We start from the raw sequence: 22,492 nt of genomic DNA on the forward strand, positions 1-22,492 counted from the left end.
TTGTTAGTGTAAAATATGATTGCATATTAAAGATTTGTGAGTATTTTAACAAAAAATAAAACCTGCTTTTTAAAATGCGTGAGGCGCTGTTTATCAAACAAAATACCGAAAAATGGAAGGCCTATGAAACCAATAAGCCAACCGATCCGGACGAGCTTGCTGCCGCATTTATAGCCATTACTGATGATTTGGCATACGCCAAAACTTTCTTTCCGCAGTCAAATACAACAAAGTACCTTAACGGGCTTGCATCAACGTTTCACCAGGATATCTACAAAAATCAAAAGGAAAAAAGTAACAGGTTTGCAGCTTTCTGGCGATATGAACTGCCGCTGCTTTTTTTTCAGCACCGCAGGCAGTTATTGTATTCGCTTATCTTCTTTGCGGTTTTTACCTGTATGGGGGTGCTTTCGGCCAAATACGATAATCATTTTGTACGGCTTATCCTTGGCGATGATTATGTGAACATGACCAATGATAACATCGCGAAAGGTGATCCTTTCGGTGTATATAAAAGCAGTTCTTCGGGGCTGATGTTTTTACAGATAGCCATCAATAATGTTTATGTTGAACTGCGCTTTTTTGTGATGGGCTTATTTTTTTCTGTTGGTTCATTATACGCCAGTTTAATGAACGGCGTCATGCTTGGCTCATTTCAGTATTATTTTTTCAGCAAAGGACTGGGAATCCAATCCATACTGGTGATCTGGATCCATGGTACGCTTGAAATGTCGTCGTTTATTGTGGCCGGTGGTGCCGGTTTAGTGCTTGGTAACAGTTTGTTGTTTCCCAAAACGTATACCCGGCTGCAATCATTAAAAAAAGGGGCGCTTGAGGGCTTGAAAATTACAGTAGGCCTTATTCCCATCATATTATTAGCCGCATTTTTTGAAAGCTTTGTAACGCGCCATACCGAAATGCCCGTTTGGTTAAGTATTATTATATTAGCCTCATCATTACTGTTCATGATATGGTATGTGATGCTTTATCCTGCAAAACTGAATAAAAACCTAAACTATATTAATACCGATCATTAAATGAAATATATTATTGAACTGAGGAGGATCCGTGATTTTGGCGAAATAATAAATGACACATTCACCTTCCTGAAACAGAATTTCAAACCGCTTTTTTCGTCATTACTCGTTATCTGCGGCTTTTTTGTGCTGGTTGGTACTGTTGCCACTGCATTTTCACAATTATCTGTTTATGACAGTCTTGATCCAGGCGCTAAAGGCGACTATAACAGCACCCTCAAAGTGGGCATAAGTGCTGCTGCAAACGGTTTCGTGATGATGCTGGCGCAATTTTTTATATACCTTACCACCCTGTGTTTTGTCGCGGTTTATCTTGAAAAAAAAGGAGATAAACCAACGGCGCAAGACGTTTGGGGTTATTTTAAATATTACTTTTTCCGTTCATTAGGGAGTGGTCTTTTATTATTCATCCTGCTCATTTTCGGTTTTTTATTTTGTATAATACCAGGCATATATCTTACGCCGATATTTTACCTTATTTTGCCTACCATGATCATGGAGAATGCCTCATTTGGATACTCATTCAATAAAGGCTTCCGGCTTATAAAAGATCACTGGTGGATGGTTTTTGGGATCATATTTGTTTGCTCGCTGATAGTAAGTGTAAGTAATTCAATTGCCAGTATACCTTTAATGCTTGTTGCCTCATTGCGGATCCTCGTTTCTTTTAAATATCTTTCAATAGCAGCAGTGATATTTTTCAGTATGCTTCAAAATATTTTACTACTTACTTATGCTATTCCAACCATAGCCATTGCCTTGTGTTATTTTAGCCTCCAGGAAAGAAAAGACGGGACCGGGATCTTAGAGCGTATAGAAGCATTTGGCACACATGCCGATAAAGCCGACGATCTGCCTGCCGAACAATACTAATTGAGTTATGCCTAAACCGATACTAATCCTGTTCATTCTGTTGTGCTTTGCCCTCGAGCCGGCGGCGGCTAAAGTTGGCGGACAGGCTATCCCCTTAAAAACAGATACCGTTGCTAAAAAAAAGCCCCCGGTTTTGCGTATGGATAGCTCGAAGGTTAACGTACGCCGTTTTAACGAAAACGCGCTTGATAAATACCGGGCCGACAAGGAATATCAGTATAACGACAAAAGTATAGGTAATGAGCTGTCGTTCTGGGATAGGTTTTGGATGTGGTTTTGGCGTACCTTATTTGGCAGCTTAAGCATAAGCCCCGGCTTTGGAACTTTTTTAAAGTACTTCTTTTTGATGCTGGCTGTAGGTGCTATCATTTTCTTCATCATGAAACTTTTGGGTATGGATATGGGCAACCTGTTACTGGGCAAGTCTCGTAAAACACCGCTGGCCTATACCGAATCGGCAGAGAATATCCACGAAATTAATTTTGATGAGGAGATTGAAAAGGCAATTTCAAATCATAACTACCGGCTGGCTGTTCGCCTGCTTTATCTGCGGAGTTTAAAACAGCTCAGTGATAACGGTCTTATCCAATGGCTGCCCGAAAAAACCAATTCGGCATATGTGTACGAATTAAACAATCCATCCGTACGGCAGTCTTTTGTGTCGTTGACCCGGCAGTTTGAATATGTATGGTATGGCGGTTTTAACATAGATGGTGCTGCTTTTGGCAATATAAACCAGTTGTTTCAAAACTTTAAAAAACAGCTGTTATGAAGGACCTTAAGATTTACTTTATAATAGCCACAGTATTGTTTGCCGTTTACATAGTGGCAAACATGAATAAGCCCAGGGATATTAACTGGACGCCTACGTTCAGCAATACTGATAAAATTCCTTATGGTACGCGGGTACTTTATGAGCGTGCCCGGGATATTTTTCCCGGTGCTGCGATCAAAACTAAACGCCAGGCCATTTACAATACTATTACCGAAGATTCCATTAAGGGTTCATCCTATATTATCATAGCAGGAGGGCTCAATATTACCAAGCCCGATTTTAAACAGCTTAAGCAATATATAACTGCCGGTAACGATGTTTTTATTGCCGCCGGATTTTTAGGGGCCGATTTTGAAAAGGAACTTAAAATAAGCATCACTAATAAATTTGCGGTTAATGGAACTGCTCATACGTTAATGCATTTTGTAAACCCGGCCCTGTCGCCCGAGGTGAATTATTTTGTTGATAAAGGTTTAACGGCAGGCTATTACGATAAATTTGATACCGCACACGCAATAGTTATAGGTGAAACGGACGACCATAAGGCCAACTTACTGAAGTATCCGATGGGGAAAGGCAACCTGTATTTAACGCCCAACCCGGGTATGTTCACTAACTACAGCTTGTTGAAGCCGCAGGGGGCCGAGTGGGCTTCTACTGCTTTATCCATGGTAAAGAGAACGCCGGAGATAGTTTGGGATGAATATTATACCCAGGGTACCGGTGAGAATGACTCGCCGATGAGGGTATTCCTTGGGAATGCGCAGTTGAAAGCGGCTTACTATCTGGCGTTGTTTAGCTTGCTGATATTTGTGCTATATGAGGCGAAAAGACGTCAGCGCATTATCCCAATTATTAATCCGCTCGAAAACTCAACTGTTGATTTCGTGAACGTAGTGGGGCAGGTATACTATGAACGAAGGGACAACATTAACATCGCCCGGAAAAAAATGCAGTATTTCTGGGCTTTTATACGCGAAACCTACCGAATAAAAGCAAACCGGGCAGGTCCCGAATTTGTAGAAGAACTGGTTAACCGTACCGGTGCAACCGAAGACCTCGCCCGTGAATTGTCCGGTGCATTTATCTTCATCAGTACTCATGACATTGTAACAGATCAAGAGCTCATCAGGCTTAACCAACTTATTGAACAATTTTATATCCAATCCAGATAAATATGGAAAACGAATTTTTTGAACAACGTACCGATCTATCTAAATTAAGCACTGCTGTTGAGCAAATAAAAGCCACACTGGCAACCATCATCGTAGGTCAGCATGATTCAATCGATTTGCTTATTGCGGGGATCCTGGCCGATGGGCATATCCTGATTGAAGGTGTGCCGGGCGTTGCCAAAACACTTACCGCAAAGCTTATTGCCAAAACTATAGATGCCCGGTACTCCCGTATTCAGTTCACACCCGATCTGATGCCATCGGATATCCTGGGAACCTCTGTTTTTAACCCTAAAACAACCGAGTTTGAATTTAAACAAGGGCCTATTTTCGGTAATATCATCCTGATAGATGAGATCAACCGTGCACCAGCAAAAACACAGTCGGCCTTGTTTGAGGTAATGGAGGAGCGACAGCTTACTATTGATGGGCACCGTTACAAAATGGAAGAGCCTTTTACCGTTTTTGCAACACAGAACCCGGTTGAGCAGGAAGGTACCTACCGCCTGCCTGAAGCCCAGCTGGATAGGTTTTTGTTTAAGATAGAAGTGAAATATCCAACGCTCGAAGAGGAAATAACTATCCTTAGTCGTCAGCATCAGCAAAAAACAACCGATCAGCTAAGCCAGGTACAACCTTTACTCGCCGCTGCGGATATCAACCAGTTGCGCAACCAGGTGAGGGCCCTGCATGTAGAAGATAAGATCCTGGAGTTTACAGCTAAAATTATCCACGAAACACGTAACAGCAAATCCCTGCAGCTAGGAGGCTCGCCACGTGCGTCGCTGGCTATTGTTAATGGAGCCAAAGCGCTTGCTGCAACAAGGGGGCGTGATTTTGTTACCCCCGATGATATTATTTATGTTGCCGCTCCTGTGCTGCGCCATCGTATTATGTTAACGCCTGATAAGGAGATGGAAGGCGTAACGCCCGACGAGGTGATAACCCAGGTAATACAAAAAATTGAAGTGCCACGATAGTAAAGCGCGTGAAAAAACTATTCCGACTATTTTATACCAACTTGTTTTTAACTAACCGTTTATTCGGCGCGGTTGCTGCCTGTGTGGTATTGTATTTACTTTCGTTTTTCTTCCCCTGGCTGGGCATTGTGCCCGACATCGCGTTTTACGCCTTATTGGCATTATTAATTGCCGATCTGTTTATACTTTACCGTGTTGCAGATGGCGTGTTTGCCAAACGCCTTGCCCCCGAGCGCTTGAGCAACAGCGACGAAAACGAACTTAGTATTTATATCGAAAACCGGTATAGTTTCAGGATTAACACCGGAATTATAGATGAGATCCCCGCACAGTTTCAGAAACGTGATATTTGGTTTGCTACAACCCTTGCCCCCGGCGAACGTAAGCAGATTAATTACATACTGAGGCCAACCCGCCGGGGCGAATATGAGTTTGGCTTTATCCGGGTTTTTGTGCGATCGGCTATTGGTCTGGTATCTAAACGTTACAATTTTGAGCAGGCTGAGGCTTTGCCCGTTTATCCTTCGTTTTTACAAATGCGTAAGTATGAACTGATGGCTATATCAAACCGGCTCACCGAGATAGGCATTAAGAAAATCAGGAGGATTGGCCACAGTATGGAGTTTGAACAGGTAAAATCCTATGTTCCGGGCGATGACTATCGCACCATAAACTGGAAGGCCACAGCCCGGCGGGGCGACCTGATGGTAAACTCCTATACCGACGAAAAATCGCAGCACGTTTATTGCATCATTGATAAATCGCGGGTTATGCGGATGCCTTTTGAAGGGTTAAGTTTATTGGACTATGCCATTAACGCAAGCCTTGTGCTATCAAACGTAGCCCTGCTTAAAGAAGATAAAGCGGGTTTAATAACTGTAGGCGAAAAAATAGGTTCTATAGTGCCTGCCGATAAGAATTATGCGCAGCTTAATAAGATAATGGAGGTTTTATACAAGGAAAAAACCCGATATCTGGAAACCAATATGGAGGCCCTTTATGTTACAACACGCAGGGTACTAAAACAGCGCAGTTTGGTGGTGTTCTTTACCAATTATGAAAGCCTTTCGGCATTACAACGGCAATTACCATTTTTACGCAGGATAGCTAAATTTCATTTGCTGTTGGTGGTTTTCTTTGAAAATACCGAGTTAAAGGTACTGAGCGAACAGCCTGCCAAAGATGTTGAAGGCATCTACATAAAAACTATTGCCGAAAAGTTTGCTTACGATAAAAAGCTGATGGTTAAAGAGCTGGCCAGTCACGGCATCCAGTCGATACTGACATCTCCCCAAAATCTTACCATAAACACAGTAAACCGCTACCTGGAAATAAAAGCGAAGCAAAAGATATAGATGACCATGCATTTCGCGAATTGTCATTATGCAATTACCCATTGCGCTTTATTGCATTTTGTAACTTAAAGAAAAGATCAGCATTTTTAACATCAGGTAGTTTAGTCCGCGCAGAGACAATTAAACTGCCTGCTAACAAAATGTACCCTATATTTACATTGCCAACAATAGCCCAATCAAAACTTTCAACTTTTTGTTAGCAATCTTTTTTTGAATTGTAAGCCTATTCCCTCAACTTCGCAGTCCGAATTTTGATTATGAGTATTCATTATAAAATAATAGCTGCAGAGCTTTCTGTAGCTGAAAAGCAGGTTACCGCTACGGTAGGCTTGCTTGATGAAGGAGCTACTGTTCCGTTTATTTCCCGTTACCGTAAAGAACTTACCGGCAGTTTGGATGAGGTACAGGTTGCCACTATTCGTGATCGTGTACAGCAACTGCGCGAACTGGATAAACGCCGCGAGGCTATCCTGAAATCGCTTACAGATATGGGCAAACTAACGCCAGAGCTTGAAAAACAGATCAACGAAGCAGAAACAATGGTTACTTTGGAAGATCTTTATCTTCCGTACCGCCCAAAACGCAAAACCCGCGCTACTACAGCCCGCGAAAAAGGCCTGCAGCCATTGGCCGATGTTTTATTGGAACAAAAAAATATCGACCCCGAACTGATAGCTGCCGAATACATCAGCGATGAAAAAGGCGTAGCCAGCGTTGAAGAAGCTTTAGCCGGTGCAAGAGATATCATTGCCGAAACCATAGCCGAAAATGCTGAAATACGGACCAAAATCCGTGAGCTGTTTGTAGAGAAAGGCACTTTTGCATCAAGAGTGGTTGAAGGCAAAGAAGAGGCAGGCATTAAGTACAAAGACTATTTTGAATGGACTGAGCCTGTTAAAACAGCGCCATCGCACCGCGTATTAGCCATGCGCCGCGGCGAAAAGGAAGAGATCCTATGGCTCGACCTGAAACCTGAAGAAGATGATGCACTGGAGATATTGGAAAATTCAGTTATCAAGGCAAACAACCCGGCTGCCGGACAAATCCGCCTGGCTATCACCGATGGCTACAAACGCCTGTTAAAACCATCGATGGAAACAGAGGTGCGCCTGCTTACCAAAAAGAAAGCCGACGAGGAAGCGATCCGCGTATTTGCCGAGAATGCCCGCCAGCTATTGCTGAGCGCGCCACTTGGTCAAAAACGTGTAATGGCGCTTGACCCGGGTTTTCGTACCGGTTGTAAACTGGTTTGTTTGGATGAACAGGGCAAACTGCTTGAAAATACCACTGTTTATCCACACACGGGCGCAGGCCAGGCCCGCGAAGCTGAGAAAACGGTACAGCATCTGTTCCAGAAATATAATATCGAGGCTATTGCTATTGGCAACGGCACCGCGGGCCGCGAAACAGAAGTATTTGTTCGCAACCTGAATTTACCGGGCGTGACTATTGTAATGGTTAATGAAAGCGGTGCTTCTATCTATTCGGCATCTGAAGTGGCAAGGGAAGAGTTTCCGGATTATGATGTCACCGTAAGAGGGGCCGTATCTATCGGTCGCCGTTTGATGGACCCACTGGCCGAGCTGGTAAAGATCGACCCAAAATCGATTGGCGTAGGTCAGTACCAGCACGATGTTGACCAAAACAAGCTGCAAACCTCTTTAGATGACACTGTGATTAGCGCGGTGAACGCAGTGGGGGTTGAGCTAAACACAGCTTCAAAACAGATCCTGGCTTATGTATCAGGCCTTGGTCCGCAATTGGCACAGAACATTGTAGAATACCGCAACCAGAACGGCGCTTTTAAACGCCGCGAGCAACTGAAAAAAGTTCCGCGTTTGGGTGATAAGGCATTTGAGCAGGCAGCAGGGTTCCTCCGTATCCACAATGCCGAAAACCCGTTGGATACCAGTGCGGTTCACCCGGAGCGTTATGGCTTGCTTGAACAAATGGCTACTGATATGAAGTGTACGGTGAAAGACCTGATGAGCAATCCAACCCTGCGCAAAAGCATTCCGCTGCAAAAATATGTTTCCGAAACCGTTGGTTTACCAACCCTGAATGATATCATGGCCGAACTTGCCAAACCGGGCCGGGACCCGCGCGAGCAGTTTGAAGCTTTCAGCTTTACAGAAGGTGTAAATGCCATCGGCGATCTGAAAGTTGGCATGAAGCTGCCGGGCATCGTCACCAACATTACAGCCTTTGGTGCTTTTGTTGATATCGGCGTTCACCAGGATGGCCTTGTTCACCTGAGCCAGATCACCAATCGCTACATTAAAGACCCTAATGAAGTATTGAAAGTACATCAAAAGGTTGAGGTAACTGTTACCGAGGTTGATGTGAACCGCAAGCGCATTGCCCTATCCATGAAAGAGAACGACAAAAGCGAACCGAACCAGCGCAGGAACGATGACCGCCGTCCGCAAGGCAATAACAACAAGCCCAACTTTAATAAAAGGGTTGAAAAAGAACCGGAAACCGATATGGCCTTGAAGCTGGCTGCGTTGAAAGGTAAGTTTAAGTTGTAAGCTATCCTCTCTTATGATCTAAAAGCGTCATTGCCAGGTACGAAGCAATCCCCGATTTGCAGGTCCGCCCTGTATAGTTTGAGATTGCTTCGTACCTCGCAATGACGCTTCTTTTTGTTCGATATAATTTTTAATTCTGGTTGAACAAAAAAGGTCCCCAACCTACCGATTGGGGACCTTTTCAATATTATCTAACCGAATTTTACGCTACTGTCCCTTCTTTCAGCTTCTCAGCATTCTCTGCAAACTGAAGCGATTCAAGGATCTCCTGCAGGTCGCCGTTTAATACGCCAGGCAGGTTGTAAATAGTCAGTCCGATACGGTGCTCAGTTAAACGTCCCTGAGGATAGTTATAGGTACGTACCTTAGCCGACCTATCGCCAGTTGATACCATGGTTTTACGTTTTTTAGATGTTTCTTCCAGGTGCTTTTGCAGCTCCATTTCATACACTCTCGAACGCAGTACCTGTAAAGCCTTATCGTAGTTTTTTAATTGTGATTTCTGGTCCTGGCACTGGGCAACAATACCTGTAGGGATGTGGGTTAACCTTACTGCCGAATACGTAGTATTTACCGACTGTCCACCCGGGCCTGAAGCGCAGAACAGATCTTTACGGATATCACTAACCTGCAGGTCGATATCAAACTCATCAACTTCGGGCAATACAACCACCGAAGCTGCTGAAGTATGTACACGGCCTTGTGTTTCGGTATCAGGCACACGTTGTACGCGGTGTACGCCCGATTCATATTTCAGGGTCCCGTAAGCGTCTTCGGCGTTTACGTTAAAAACGATCTCTTTATAACCTCCGCTGGTGCCTTCGGTATAATCCACCAGTTCGGTACGCCAGCCGCGTTTTTCGCAATAGCGCATATACATGCGGTAAAGGTCACCTGCAAAAAGAGCAGCTTCATCACCGCCGGTGCCGCCACGGATCTCCACAATAGCATTTTTCGAATCTTCAGGATCTTTAGGGATCAACATCAGACGAATTTCTTCTTCCTTTACTTCCTGTTGAGCAAGCAGTTCGTCAAGTTCCATTTTGGCCATCTCACGAAACTCCTCATCTTTTTCGGTAGCAAGGATCTCTTTATTGGTTTCGATATTGCTCATAATGTTGCGGTATATATGATACTCGTCAACAATTTTGGCAAGGTCTTTATATTCTTTATTCAACTGGGCAAAACGCTTCATATCCTGCATTACCTCAGGATTGCTTAGCTCACCTTCAACATTTTTCCAGCGCTCGTATATCAGCTCTAATTTATCTAACATATTTTATAAATAATGATGCAGCTAAAACTGTTTGATATTGAACCGGCTTATGAAATATTTAATGTTTCGGGCGGCTTACAGGCTTGCTGCAAAAAAGTGCACAAAAGTACGCATTTTACTGCATATTTTAATTCAGCGGATTGTAAGTTGTTTTTCTTAGTTTATAGATGATGGTTCATGGATCATAGAGCGCCACCTATGGATCATAGTTTAGGGACATAGGTAGCTCGGCTTATAGATCATAGTTCATGGATCATAGCAAAGCCACCCTATCAATATCAATTAGACCAATCAAAAACCATGAACCATGATCTATTAACCATGAACCATGAACTAAACAAAATATTCCAACTTCAGTTCCTTGCCATCAAAAACGGCATAAGAAAAATATGAAATCCATTCGCCAAGGTTAATATAACGGCTTTGAGGGGTTATTTGAATATCAAGCGGTATATGGCGATGGCCAAAAACAAGGTAGTCGTAAAAATTGATCTTTAATTCTTCACGGCAAAAATTTACCAGCCATTCCTGCTCCCCCGGTTTGGGGTTTTCTTTTTTTGCATTGGTATCCCGGCTGTGGCGGCTCCATTTATTGGCTATCCCCACGCCAAGGTTTGGGTGAATGCGTGCAAACAGCCACTGGCAAAACCGGCTCCTGAAAAAACCTTTTAAAAACTTGTAAAAGTTATCCCCCGGACCAAGCCCATCGCCATGATGAATGAAGAATTTTTTGCCGCCGCGCTCAATTTTTAATTCGTTGCTGATAATAGTTGCGCCCAGTTCATTTACAAAATAATCAAACATCCACATATCGTGGTTGCCTTTAAACAGGTAAAGCTTTACACCGGCATCGGCAAGTTCAGCAAGTTTGCCAAGAAAACGGATGTAGCCTTTGGGCACTACGGTTTTGTATTCAAACCAGAAGTCGAAAACATCGCCAACCAGGAATAGTTCGGCGGCATCATGCTTAATACTGTCGAGCCAGCGCACTATTATATCTTCGCGTTGGCGGCTTGAGGCATATGTGCCCGTGCCTAAATGAACATCAGAAGCAAAATAGAGTTTGTCGCGAACCGGCATATCCGGCAAAAATACGTTTTAACAGCCAAACAGAAAAGATAAAGATTGTTACACAATAACCAACAAACAACGCCGTATCTTAGTGGTTATTCAGCATACATTAAACATTAAAATTATGGCAATCCCCGAAAACCCAAATCTTGACGATGCGCAGGAAGATAAAGACCCCGGCAATGAATATGAGCAGAATGAAGGCCAGGACACCGGTAACGAAATAATTGATAACAGCGAACCGGATGTAGCCGGACTGAACGCGGCCTCCCGGGCATCAGAATCAGCGTTTACTTTAAATTTTGAAGATGGCTATGCCCCTGCTCCGGATAAAAAAGACGAAGACCAGCAATCGCCAAAGCACTGATATATTAAGCAATGAAAAAAATATTACTGCCGGCATTGATCATGGTTGTTTTTGCCGGCAAGGCATCTGCACAGTCAAAAGGCTTTACCATGGCCGATTTTAAAGCCAATATAGGCAAAACAGGCACATTGTGCGATACCGTTTACTCGTACAAAGCAGTGAGCGACACGCTTACCCTTTTGAACATGGGCGCAGCTTACCCAAGGCAAAAATATACCATAGCTGTAAAAGGCAGCACAATAAAGCTTGACCTATCTGTCATAAAAGGAAAACACGTATGCGCAACCGGCACATTTGAGTTTTTTAAAGGTCAGCCCGAAATTGTAGCCGATAAACCAGAGCAGATCACGGTTAACTAATAAGCTATCAATGCCTTATAAACAAGAAAAGCAGATCGTTGATCTGCTTTTCTTGTTTATAAGAGAATAATCTTATTAAGGTTTTTTAGCCTTAAGCTTTATGCATTTCGCCTTTAGCTTCAATTAAAAAGCTTTGTATAAGCCAAATACAATTTGTCCTTCGGTAATTGGCTGTTTGGTGACTAAACGGCCTACATTAAGCGTACGCCCGGTTGTTGTTACATCATATCCCTGCGATTTAACATAATTACCTTTAAGCGATAATCCCCAGCCGGCACCCATATCCAACCTGATAGCCGCGCTGCCTCCATATGCAAAAGCATAGCCTTTGGCACTTTGCTGTGTAATGCTGCCGCTTTGCGCGTCAACGCCGGTAACACTAATGGTTAACTGCGGTGATGTTTGGCTTTTTATAGCACCTGCCGATGCCCTTAAATCAAATGACAGGCTTCGCCATACAAAGGTATATTGCGGGCCTACTAACAGGTTAAAGCTACGGTAACGTTTATCAGCGGTAACAGTTCCCTGGTCGGCTTTAAAATCGGTTGTATAGCCCTGCGATAGTATCAGGTCGTCATCATATGAAAAATTGCTTTGGTCCTGGTATGAGAAAGTGTAGCCGATACCAAAATTTCTGTAGATGTAATATGCTCCGTCAAGCTGGAAGGTAACGCCCTTGTTTGCAAAGCCCGATTTATTATTCTTATAATCCACCTTTTGGAAATCGCTTAACGGATAAGAAATACCCATACCTAAGCCAACATAAGGTTTAAGTTTTACTTTGGTTTCGTCATCTTTATCGTTGGTATCCTGAGCTTTTGAAGTAAATGCCAGCAGCATTAAAAGGCCTGCTGTAAAAAAAGTAAGGGTTTGTTTCATGTTTGTTATTATGTAACTGTATTACCGTAAGTTGCCGCTGCATCCTTAACCGCAAAGCAAACGTGTAAAAAAACGCATTATTATTGATACTTCGTTGATAACAGGCTCCGCTTTCTGGTTAAAAATCACACCGGGTATCAGCTGCAAAAAATTAAAGGGGTTAGCTTTTAATAACTTGCCCTTATTTTACAGCAGTTTTTTCACGCCGCTAATATAGCCTGCTACTGGCAATTAAACAGCAACCGGGTGCAAAATTAACAACTTTTAACCTTTTGAACCGTTATTGCCTTGCGGCAATGTAACCCGAATGGCTATCTTTAGTTGCCTGTAATTTAAACAACCATGACAAAAACGTTCTGTTTATTAGCGTTAGCTGTTTTATTTTGCAGCTATACACATGCACAAATGACTATAAAAACACTTCCATACCCCAAAACAAAAAAAGTTGATGTTGTTGATACCTATTTTGGCACACAGGTGCCCGATCCCTACCGCTGGCTGGAGAATGACCATGCCGATGACACCAAAGCCTGGGTACAGGACGAAAATAAGGTAACGTTCAACTATCTCGATCAGATCCCGTACCGGACCGACATTCATAAGCGCCTGGAGTTTTTATGGAACTACGAAAAATATAGCGCCCCCTTTAAGGAAGGTAAATACATTTACTTTTATAAAAACGACGGGCTGCAAAGCCAGAATGTATTGTACCGCCAGTTGGGCGATAACGGCGCGCCCGAAGTTTTCCTTGATCCCAATAAATTCTCTGCCGATGGTACTACCTCTTTACAAGGCATCGAGTTTAGCAAAAACGGTGAGCTGGCAGCCTACCAGATCTCTGAAGGCGGTTCGGACTGGCGCAAGGTCATCGTTATTAACACCGAAGATAAAACTGTTGTTGGCGACACTTTAAAAGACGTAAAATTTAGCGGACTGGCATGGCATGGCACTGATGGCTTTTATTACAGTAGCTATGATAAGCCGACAGAAGGCAGCCAGCTTTCGGGAATGACACAGTTTCATAAACTTTATTACCATAAGCTGGGCACACCTCAAAGTGCCGATAAGCTGATCTTCGGCGGTGATAAAATCCCCCGCCGTTACATAGGCGCTTATCTTACCGAAGATGAACGTTTTCTGGTGATCACTGCCGCCACTTCAACAACCGGCAACGAGCTTTACATCCAGGACTTAAGTAAATCCGGCAGCCAGATCATTAACGTTGTAAATAACTTTGACAACCAGCACAGCGTTTTGGATAATGTGGGGAGCAAGCTTTATATTCTCACCAATATCTACTCGCCCAATTTTAAAATAGTTACTGTTGATGCCGCCGAGCCGGGTATCACCCACTGGAAAAACCTCATCCCCGAAACTAAAAACGTATTAAGCGCCACTACCGGCGGAGGTAAAATTTTTGCTGAATACCTGCAGGATGCCACCTCGCTGATCCAGCAATATAATATGGATGGCAAACTTGAACGTACTATCCAGTTGCCATCAATAGGCTCCGCGTCGGGTTTCGGCACAAAAAAGGAGGAGAAGGTTACCTATTACACTTTTACCAACTATATATATCCGCCCACCATTTTTAAACTGGATATTGAAACCGGTACTTCGGCGGTCTATAAAAAATCGGGTGCAAAGTTTGATCCTGAGCAATATGAATCAAAACAGGTGTTTTATACCTCGAAGGATAAAACAAAGATCCCGATGATCATCACCTATAAAAAAGGGACGGTACTAAACGGTCAAAATCCAACTTTGCTGTACGCTTACGGAGGTTTCGGTGTTAGCCTAACCCCGGCTTTCAGTACATCAAACATCGTATTGCTTGAGCATGGGGGCATTTACGCTGTACCTAACCTGCGCGGGGGCGGCGAGTACGGCGAAACCTGGCACCGCAAAGGCATCAAGCTAAAAAAACAAAACGTATTTGATGATTTTATTGCAGCCGCCGAATATCTTATCAAAAACAAATATACCTCGAAAGATTATCTCGCGGTTTCGGGTGGCTCAAACGGCGGCTTGCTTATCGGCGCCATGTTAACCCAGCGTCCCGACTTGTTTAAAGTAGCTTTCCCCGCTGTTGGTGTAATGGATATGCTCCGGTATAACAAATTTACCGCCGGGGCCGGATGGAGCTATGATTACGGCACTGCTGAAGATTCGGAGCAGATGTTTAAATATCTTTATAACTATTCACCTTATCATGCCCTTAAACCGGGTATTTACCCGGCAACCATGGTTACCACTGCCGATCATGACGACCGTGTAGTGCCTGCCCACTCCTTTAAATTCGCTGCCCGCCTGCAGGAATACCAGCAGGGAGCGGCACCAATACTTATCCGTATTGAAACCAATGCCGGTCATGGGGCAGGCCAAAGTACAGCCCAGTTAATAAACGGCCAGGTTGATAAATGGGCTTTCATGTTTTGGAATATGGGTATAAAATGGTAACGATTTTTTAATTTCAATACTCAATTTATAAATGAAAAAATACCTGTTTGCTGTTGTTCTGTTATTCGTTGCTTCGGCAATAACATTCGCGCAGCATAAAAAACCAAATTTAAACATTGTATTCATAGGCAACAGCATAACCCAGGGCGTACAGTTGGCCGATCCGGCAACTGAAGCGCCACCGGCCACAGCAGCAGCTTATCTGCAAAAACAAAAGAACCTTGATACGGTAAGCTTCAGCAACCAGGGGCATAGTGGTTATACTACACTTGATTTTTTACCCGGTACCGGCACTCTTGCCAAAGTTGAAGAAGCTGCCAGCGCTTTTACAACTAAGAACGCGCTGCTGATATTTTCGATAAAACTTGGTACAAATGACAGTGCCATACAAGGGCCGCATGGCGCACCCGTATCGCCCGAAGATTATCAAAAAAATTTAAAGACCATAGCTGACAAGCTTTTAGCCGATTTCCCAAAAGCGGTTATCATTTTCCAGCACCCGTTATGGTATAGCCCTAACACCTATAATGGCTCCAAATATTTGCAGGAAGGCCTGAGCAGATTGCAGAGTTATGTGCCGATGATAGATGCGCTTGTAAAAAAATATGCATCAACAAATCCCAAACAGGTTTTTGTGGGCGACACCAAAGCGTTCGCCTACTTCGAAAAAAATCATTTAACTGATCTCATCCCGGAGAATGGTAAGCAAGGTACTTTTTATCTCCACCCCAATAAAAAGGGCGCTGAGGCTTTAGGGCAGTTTTGGGGGATGGCTATCAATAAAATAATAAAGCGTTATTTTTAAATACACAGGCGATGAGTTACATAGCACATATCAAGATCCGGATTTTTACGGTATCGATATGTTTATTCATTTGCTCGTGCAAACCATCTGTAAAACAGCCTGCCCAAACTGGTAGCAGCCATGCAGCAGTGCCCAAATTCAAAACCATTGCTTATACTGATACCGCTTTTAAAGTAATCCATGTTTTTGTTGCCCTTTGCGATAATAAATATCAGGGAATAGTACCTGTGCCGCCCGCAATTGGAAATGGTCAGGATCCCGAAACCAATTTATATTGGGGCTGCGATAACGGTGTGCGCGCCTATTTTAAAAAAAGTAAAGACTGGCAATTGCTTAAAAAACAAAAAAGGGGCGCAATAATATTGGAAAGGCTCATCTTTCGGCATCGCACAAAAAACGTTTATTTAGTAGCCGATGCCTGGGATGGCCAGGCTATTGAAAAAACTACCGAAGATTTTTTATTCAGTTGCGCGGGCCAATTAAAGGATACCATACATTATAACAGACGGGTTATAGGCATTAATGGCAATGCCCAATTGCTGGCTTATATTGGTCATGATGGGCTGATGGACTTCAAACTACCCAACGAATTTAAAAATGCAGATAGCAAAACCCGGGATTGCATCATTTTGGCCTGTATCAGCAAAAAATATTTTGGCGATTTTATTAATGCTGCCAAAACTAATCCCCTGCTTTTAACAACCGGGCTCATGTGCCCCGAGGCCTACACTCTTCATGATGCTATAACAGGCTATGTCAATAACGAATCGCAATCAAGCATTCGGAAGCGGGCAGTTGCGGCTTATGTAAAATATCAAAAATGCAGTATCAGGGCGGCTGAAAACTTATTGGTTAACAATCAAGCGTCGGTGACTCATTAAATTGTTTGTTAATTCATTCCATCACCGCAAAATCACCACATAGCCCGAAATAACAATATTATTCATCTTTGTATTTACTATATAGTAGTAAGTACCGGACGGTAGCGGTTTTCCCTGATAAGCGCCATCCCAGGGCTTAGGATATCCAACAGAATGAAATAAAAGTTGCCCGTAACGGTTGTAAACATCAACGGTAGAATTTTCATATGCTACTAAGCCTTTAATTTCCCAAAAGTCATTTACCCCATCACCATTTGGTGTAAAGGTGTTGCTAATGTTTATTACCGGCGAAACCTTAACTGCAACCTGGCTTTCGTTCACACAGCCGTTTGATTTATCAGTGATTTTAAGTTTGTAAATTATATCCTGATCGCCGGTTACTACAGGGTTTTTAGCTGTAGGGTTATCCAGACCGGTGGCCGGAGTCCATTCATAGCTTACGTTTTCGGTGCCTACCACCGGGTTTAAAGTAATGGTATGCCCTTTTAAAACATATCTTGTATCGCCGGCTGCATCTGCCTGCACTGTTGGCGGCGGAACAAAATTAATGGTGATGTCATCAGTGGGCGTATGACAATCATCGGCCTGGGTTGCGGTAAGCGTTAATTTAACCGAGCCGTTGGCAATATCAATAGGATCTGGCTGAAAGCTTGGATTAAGTACATCATCCGAAGGGATAAATCGCCCCAATCCCGATGCCGATGTCCATTTTACTGTAGTTCCGGAAAATACCTGTCCGCTCAGCGGCACCATTGGGCTCTGGACACAAACATTATCGATGCTTGGCGGTCCGGCATCGGCACCAGGGCTTGGCGCAAAGGTAATTGTAACATCCTTGGATACCGGCGTACAATCATCCTTCCCGGTTGATGTAAGGGTTAAGGTAATCGATCCCGCATTCCTTTCTGCCGTTGTCGGAGTATATCGTGCTTTGGGATCATCCTGCTTGGAGAAGCCATTGGGCGTCCCCCCGGTCCAGGTCCCTGTGCCGGTAGCACTTTGTACGCTGCCATCAAGCTGTATGTACGGAACCCTGACACAAACAGTTTGCGGGCCTCCCGCGTCAACAATTGGGATACTGTGTACTTCAACCGGCACCATATATGGCTCGCCCGGGCATTGATTAATTATCAGATACAAATTATAAGGACCCGCGTTAGCGGCTGTAGCTTTTGGAATAGTTACACTTGGGCTTTGGCTTTCCGATCTGAAATTATTGGGGCCGGTCCATAAATATGTTGCACCCGCTATAGGCTGGGTTTGCAGTATAATATCATTGCCTTCGCAAACGGGGCTGTTGCTGTGCCCTTCTATTTTTAATGTCTGGGGCCTTACAGTTACCGTATATTTAACTGGAGTGCCCGGACAGCCAAATGCTACAGGTGTTATGGTGTAAGAAACCTGGATAGGGTTTGTTGTAGTATTAACCAGGGCTTCATTAATAGGGTTAGCGGTTTGATCGGTAACCGCGGCATTGCTGATGCCGGTAACAGCCGACCTGCTCCATAAAAACGTAGCCGTAGATATATTGGATGTTAAAGTAAGCCCAAGTGGGGTGTTGTTACACATAACAGACGACAGCGGCGGCGGATTGGTGATTAACGCTCCCGGGTTAACCGTTACCTTAAGCGGATACGGAACTCCCGCACAGTCGCCCGTTTTAAAATTAAACATATAGGTAACTTCAACAGGCTCATTGGTAGTATTATAAAGCACCTCTTTTATAACAGGTGACGCCTGGCCCGCTACAGCAGCATTGCTGATACCCGGAACGGCCTCCCTGCCCCATGTAAAGCTTGTTGCCGGGGTGTTAAATTTAACCTCATAATTGGTGCTTGTACCATTACAAACTGGGCCAGGCGGAGCGCTTTTAACCACAGGGGTGGCATTTACCTTTACTGTGTATGTAAATACAGGCCCGGGGCAACCGTTTAAATATGGTGTTATTTTATAAGCCACGTCAACAGCCGCGCCGTTTGCATCGTTATTTAACAGTGTTTCGGTAATTGAGCTGGATGTTTGCCCCGTTACCGCTGGATTACTGATGCCGGCAACAGCAGGGCGGTCCCATGAAAAAGTGGTACCGGGCTGGTCGGCAGTGATCGCGTAATTTAGCGCGGTACCGCTGCATATCGGATCGCCTGTGGCGCTGCTTATTACCTGTGGAGCGGGAGTAACCGTTACCTCAACTTTAGTGCGCTCACTAATACAGTCATTAACCTTAGTTTCTACATAATAAGTTCTGTTGATGGTTAATGGAGCAGTAGTAAACGGGTTACTTTGGCTTATGGGAGTGCCACCAACAGGAACATTGTACCAGGTATAAGTACCCGTTGAGCCGCTTGCGGTAAGTATAGCAGATTGGCCTTCACAAACCGTTGCTGTGTTATTGGTGCCAACCGTAGGTGCTGACGGAGGGGGTATAGCCTTAACCAAAACAGGGGTACGCGCACTGGTAATACCGCCCACAGTTGTCGCAACATAATAAGTAATATCGTTTAGTATTGGCGGGGTAGTAAATATCGGGCCAACTTTAAGAGGTGTTCCACCGGTAGCATCGCTATACCAGCGGTATGTGCCGCCCGGCGCTGTAGCTACGAGGTTGGTTGTACTGCCTGTACAAACAGATTTACCGGGGGCGGTTGGAGCTGCAGGCACCGGGTTTATATTAATTGTTACCGTACTCGTCCTAAAGTTGCAAGGGCCAACAGGATCATCAGAAGTTAAAGTAAGTGTGGCGGTTTTTTCGCCGGGGGCCGGGGTGTAAACAGCATCCTTCTTTGTTGGGTCGGAGAATGTTCCCGCGCCACCTGTCCATTTTCCTGTTGTAGTTCCTCCTGTAATAACCCCGGCCAATTGTACCGGTACACCCGGTGATACTGTTTGATCGGGCCCTGCGCTAATTATCACCCTATAGTAAATACTCACCTGGCTGGTGGCAATACTTTGAGCACAACCGCTGCTTGCAGCTATGGTATTAGTTATAGTATATGTTCCGGCCTTGCTTTGTTCCAGATCTATCTCGCCGGTGCTGGCATTTTTAAATACTAAATCACCCGTTGGTTCACTAAAAACACCGGCACTGGCGCCTGCCCCAAAAACGGGCAGCGGGTTTTTCACATTAGTACAAAACGGACCATCATATTTGAAAGTAGCATCCGGTGTTGTTACTATGGATATGCTTTGGCTGGCCGTTCCCGGGCATGAGCCCCCATAGGTAAAGGTAATGGTATATTTTCCGGGTATACTTGCCGCCACATTGATCTCGCCGGTAGTATTACTCACAAAAACAAGCCCCGGTGCCGACGAAAAAGTACCTCCGGCCGGATTATAAATAGTGGGTTTAACATTACTTCCTGAAGTACATATCGTGCCCGAAAGATACCGGAACTGGGGGTCAATAACCGGAGTTATTGATACTGTGAAAGCGGTACGCGGACTAACACATGTGCCATTAACGGCCTCGGCATAAAAAGTGGTTTGCGTAAACAAAGGATCGGTAGTATAAGTGTTGCCGGTATGCACCGGTGTACCACCTGTAGCATTAGTATACCATTGAATGGTTGTACCCGAAGCCGCTACGCTCAAATTGGCCGGATTGCCTGGGCATACCGTTGCTGTTCCATTAACCGTTGGAGCGGCAGGCGGCGGGTTAACCTGCACGGTTATCGCAGTACGTGGACTGCTGCAGCCATTGGCTGTACTTTGTACGTAATATGTGGTATTTGCTGTCAGCTCGGGCGTAACATAGGTATTGCCGGTTATTAACAGGTTGCCGCCGGTGGCCTGGTCATACCATTCATAGTCATCGGGCGAGCCTGTTGCTGTAAGTGTGGCCGCTGTACCGGCACATATTGCCGGAACCGGTTGCACAGCAGGCGCAGGGATCGGATCAAGAACAGTCACAGTAATTGCCGACCTCTCGCTGATACATGTTCCTACCGTGGTTTGAACATAATAAGTTGTGGTGGCTGTTAAAGCGGGAGTTGTAAATGTATCGCCCGAAAATATAGAGGTACCGCCGGTGGCTGCGGTAAACCATTGAAAACTTCCGCCTTGTGCCGACGTTGCTGTTAAAGAGGCTGTTGCTCCATTACAAATTACAGGCCCGTCGGGCACAACCGGTGCATCCGGAGCAGGGGTAACAGTAATTGTTATCGGGGTACGTTCGCTTGTGCAACCGCCTGTAGTATGCTCAACATAATAAGTTTTATTACTTGTTAAAGCCGGGGTTTGAAAAGTATTGCCGGTACCAACCGAACTGCCACCTGTGGCTGCTGTATACCAGTTATATGTGCCGGTAGGCGATGGATCGGCAGTTAAGGTAATACCGGTGCCATAACAGGCAGACGGTGACTGCGAAGGTGGCGCGGACGGTATTGGCGTTACAGATACCGGCACCGCAATACGGTCGCTTGTGCAATCGCCTACCCGTGTTTGCACATAATAAGTTACCGCAGAGGTGAGCACCGGTGTTGTATAGTCCGGGCTTGAAATTAACGGCGTGCCCCCTGAAGGCACATCAAACCACTCCGCTACCCCCGAGGCATCAGCATGCAGCGTAATAGCCGATCCGGAACAAGTGCTGTAGCCACCGGCGGGGAGTACAGGAACCGCGGGTGGCGCATTGATTCGGGCAACTACAGGTATACCGGAGCTGGCACAACCTTTAATTACTGTAAAAAGATAATAAGTTGTATTTGTAAATAATGGAGGTGTTATATAGGTTGCATCGTTGCTCAATGGAGTTCCTGTTCCCGAGGAATTCGCATACCATGCATAACTGTCGGCACCCGAGGCTATTAACGTTGCGGGGGTACCATAACACACCGGATCTGCCTGGATGCCCGGCCTGCCTGTTACGTTAACAACAACCGAGCTTCGCGTACTGGTACAGCTGCCTACTGTTGTTTCCACATAAAAAACGGTGCCCTGGGTAATTGGGCCTGTTACATATGGATTACCTGTAAACAGGAAATTGCCATCAGCATCGTACCATTGGTAAGTTCCTCCGGGGGCCGTTGCTGTTAATGTTGCTGAAGTGTTGGGGCAAACAACCTGATTAGCAACCGTAGGCGGGTTTGGAGAAGCTAAAGCAGTAATCTGAATACTGGTAGCTTTTGGCTGGCAGCCCGGGGTTTTATCACTAACCGTTACCGTATACGTTCCGGCTTTGTTTACATCAATAGATGGCGTATTTTCACCGGTATTCCAGATATACGTGAACGGGCCTGTACCACCTGATAGATTAGCGGTTAATGTTATAGTCTTTCCCGAACATATCGTATTAGCTGTTGAGGATATAGTTACATTCAATGTACAAACTTGACTATACCCTGCTAATGAACAAATAACCAACAGGAATAGTACAAGCAACGGCTTATTAATGTTCTTCATAAGTCTCTTTATACTCAATAAATGTGGCTGCAAGCGGCTCATTTTAACAACTCCCCTTATTGAGCACAGTTTTAAGATTGGCAAACAATACTGTCATTTTATACCAACCCGGCAATGATGTGCGCCTTTTTACGTAAAATACTAAAAATAGGTTTGATAAAACGTCAATAAAATGAACAATGAAACCCTGGTGAAATTATTTCTTTTATAGGTTAAAAAAATACCCGGTTAGGAAATAACCAGGTATAAAAGAGGCATGATAGTGTACCTC

At 44.5% G+C, this 22,492-nt stretch carries 16 protein-coding genes; 12 read left to right on the top strand and 4 right to left on the bottom strand.

All coding sequences use genetic code 11. The annotated features are described in order from the left end of the window. Positions 1 to 74 precede the first annotated feature (74 nt). The 7 genes from ABIC84_RS22280 (at position 75) to ABIC84_RS22310 (ending at position 8,726) form a co-directional block, all read left to right on the top strand. Positions 75 to 1,037 (top strand): stage II sporulation protein M, encoded by a 963-nt coding sequence (locus ABIC84_RS22280; protein ID WP_429264980.1) that lies wholly within the window; start codon positions 75 to 77, stop codon positions 1,035 to 1,037. Continuing rightward, positions 1,038 to 1,910 (top strand): hypothetical protein, encoded by an 873-nt coding sequence (locus tag ABIC84_RS22285; protein ID WP_090534838.1) that lies wholly within the window; start codon positions 1,038 to 1,040, stop codon positions 1,908 to 1,910. It abuts the gene before it with no gap. Between the two features lie 7 nt (positions 1,911 to 1,917). Then, positions 1,918 to 2,682: a DUF4129 domain-containing protein gene (locus ABIC84_RS22290; protein ID WP_429264981.1), complete on the top strand. Its 765-nt coding sequence runs from the start codon at positions 1,918 to 1,920 to the stop codon at positions 2,680 to 2,682. Beyond that, a complete protein-coding gene (locus ABIC84_RS22295; RefSeq protein ID WP_429264982.1) occupies positions 2,679 to 3,860 on the top strand; it encodes a DUF4350 domain-containing protein in 1,182 nt (393 codons plus the stop codon). The genes ABIC84_RS22290 and ABIC84_RS22295 overlap by 4 nt, the downstream gene beginning before the upstream one ends. A gap of 2 nt (positions 3,861 to 3,862) precedes the next feature. Continuing rightward, the gene (locus ABIC84_RS22300; protein ID WP_090534833.1) at positions 3,863 to 4,840 is read left to right on the top strand and encodes an AAA family ATPase; all 978 of its coding nucleotides are present in this window, start codon (positions 3,863 to 3,865) and stop codon (positions 4,838 to 4,840) included. Between the two features lie 8 nt (positions 4,841 to 4,848). Continuing rightward, a complete protein-coding gene (locus tag ABIC84_RS22305) occupies positions 4,849 to 6,195 on the top strand; it encodes a DUF58 domain-containing protein (protein WP_429264983.1) in 1,347 nt (448 codons plus the stop codon). A gap of 257 nt (positions 6,196 to 6,452) precedes the next feature. Then, positions 6,453 to 8,726, top strand: coding sequence for a Tex family protein (locus ABIC84_RS22310; protein ID WP_129567962.1), 2,274 nt, complete (start codon positions 6,453 to 6,455; stop codon positions 8,724 to 8,726). A gap of 202 nt (positions 8,727 to 8,928) precedes the next feature. Here ABIC84_RS22310 and prfA read toward each other — a convergent pair whose 3' ends face one another. Beyond that, a complete protein-coding gene (gene prfA, locus ABIC84_RS22315) occupies positions 8,929 to 10,002 on the bottom strand; it encodes a peptide chain release factor 1 (RefSeq protein ID WP_091167385.1) in 1,074 nt (357 codons plus the stop codon). A 333-nt stretch (positions 10,003 to 10,335) separates the two neighbouring features. Beyond that, the gene (locus ABIC84_RS22320) at positions 10,336 to 11,082 is read right to left on the bottom strand and encodes a UDP-2,3-diacylglucosamine diphosphatase (protein WP_429264984.1); all 747 of its coding nucleotides are present in this window, start codon (positions 11,080 to 11,082) and stop codon (positions 10,336 to 10,338) included. A gap of 115 nt (positions 11,083 to 11,197) precedes the next feature. Here ABIC84_RS22320 and ABIC84_RS22325 point away from each other — a divergent pair, with 115 nt between their 5' ends. Together ABIC84_RS22325 and ABIC84_RS22330 are read left to right on the top strand one after the other, a co-directional pair. Continuing rightward, positions 11,198 to 11,440: a hypothetical protein gene (locus ABIC84_RS22325; RefSeq protein ID WP_426583811.1), complete on the top strand. Its 243-nt coding sequence runs from the start codon at positions 11,198 to 11,200 to the stop codon at positions 11,438 to 11,440. A gap of 11 nt (positions 11,441 to 11,451) precedes the next feature. Beyond that, positions 11,452 to 11,799: a hypothetical protein gene (locus ABIC84_RS22330; protein ID WP_426583810.1), complete on the top strand. Its 348-nt coding sequence runs from the start codon at positions 11,452 to 11,454 to the stop codon at positions 11,797 to 11,799. A gap of 123 nt (positions 11,800 to 11,922) precedes the next feature. Here the strand turns inward: ABIC84_RS22330 and ABIC84_RS22335 are convergent, their stop codons facing one another. Then, positions 11,923 to 12,678: an outer membrane beta-barrel protein gene (locus ABIC84_RS22335; RefSeq protein WP_426583809.1), complete on the bottom strand. Its 756-nt coding sequence runs from the start codon at positions 12,676 to 12,678 to the stop codon at positions 11,923 to 11,925. A 342-nt stretch (positions 12,679 to 13,020) separates the two neighbouring features. Here ABIC84_RS22335 and ABIC84_RS22340 point away from each other — a divergent pair, with 342 nt between their 5' ends. Genes ABIC84_RS22340 through ABIC84_RS22350 form a run of 3 tightly spaced genes read left to right on the top strand, consistent with a single transcriptional unit; the run spans position 13,021 to position 16,824 of the window. Further along, the gene (locus ABIC84_RS22340) at positions 13,021 to 15,138 is read left to right on the top strand and encodes a prolyl oligopeptidase family serine peptidase (protein WP_429264985.1); all 2,118 of its coding nucleotides are present in this window, start codon (positions 13,021 to 13,023) and stop codon (positions 15,136 to 15,138) included. Positions 15,139 to 15,169: 31 nt separating this feature from the next. Further along, complete coding sequence (locus ABIC84_RS22345) at positions 15,170 to 15,943, top strand: GDSL-type esterase/lipase family protein (protein ID WP_429264986.1); 774 nt, start codon at positions 15,170 to 15,172, stop codon at positions 15,941 to 15,943. Between the two features lie 11 nt (positions 15,944 to 15,954). Continuing rightward, positions 15,955 to 16,824, top strand: coding sequence for a hypothetical protein (locus ABIC84_RS22350; protein WP_429264987.1), 870 nt, complete (start codon positions 15,955 to 15,957; stop codon positions 16,822 to 16,824). 21 nt (positions 16,825 to 16,845) lie between these two features. Here ABIC84_RS22350 and ABIC84_RS22355 read toward each other — a convergent pair whose 3' ends face one another. After that, complete coding sequence (locus tag ABIC84_RS22355; protein WP_429264988.1) at positions 16,846 to 22,221, bottom strand: PKD-like domain-containing protein; 5,376 nt, start codon at positions 22,219 to 22,221, stop codon at positions 16,846 to 16,848. Positions 22,222 to 22,492 lie beyond the last annotated feature (271 nt).

Origin of the sequence: Mucilaginibacter sp. 3215 (assembly GCF_050433785.1) — a bacterium.
Taxonomy (GTDB): Bacteria; Bacteroidota; Bacteroidia; order Sphingobacteriales; family Sphingobacteriaceae; genus Mucilaginibacter.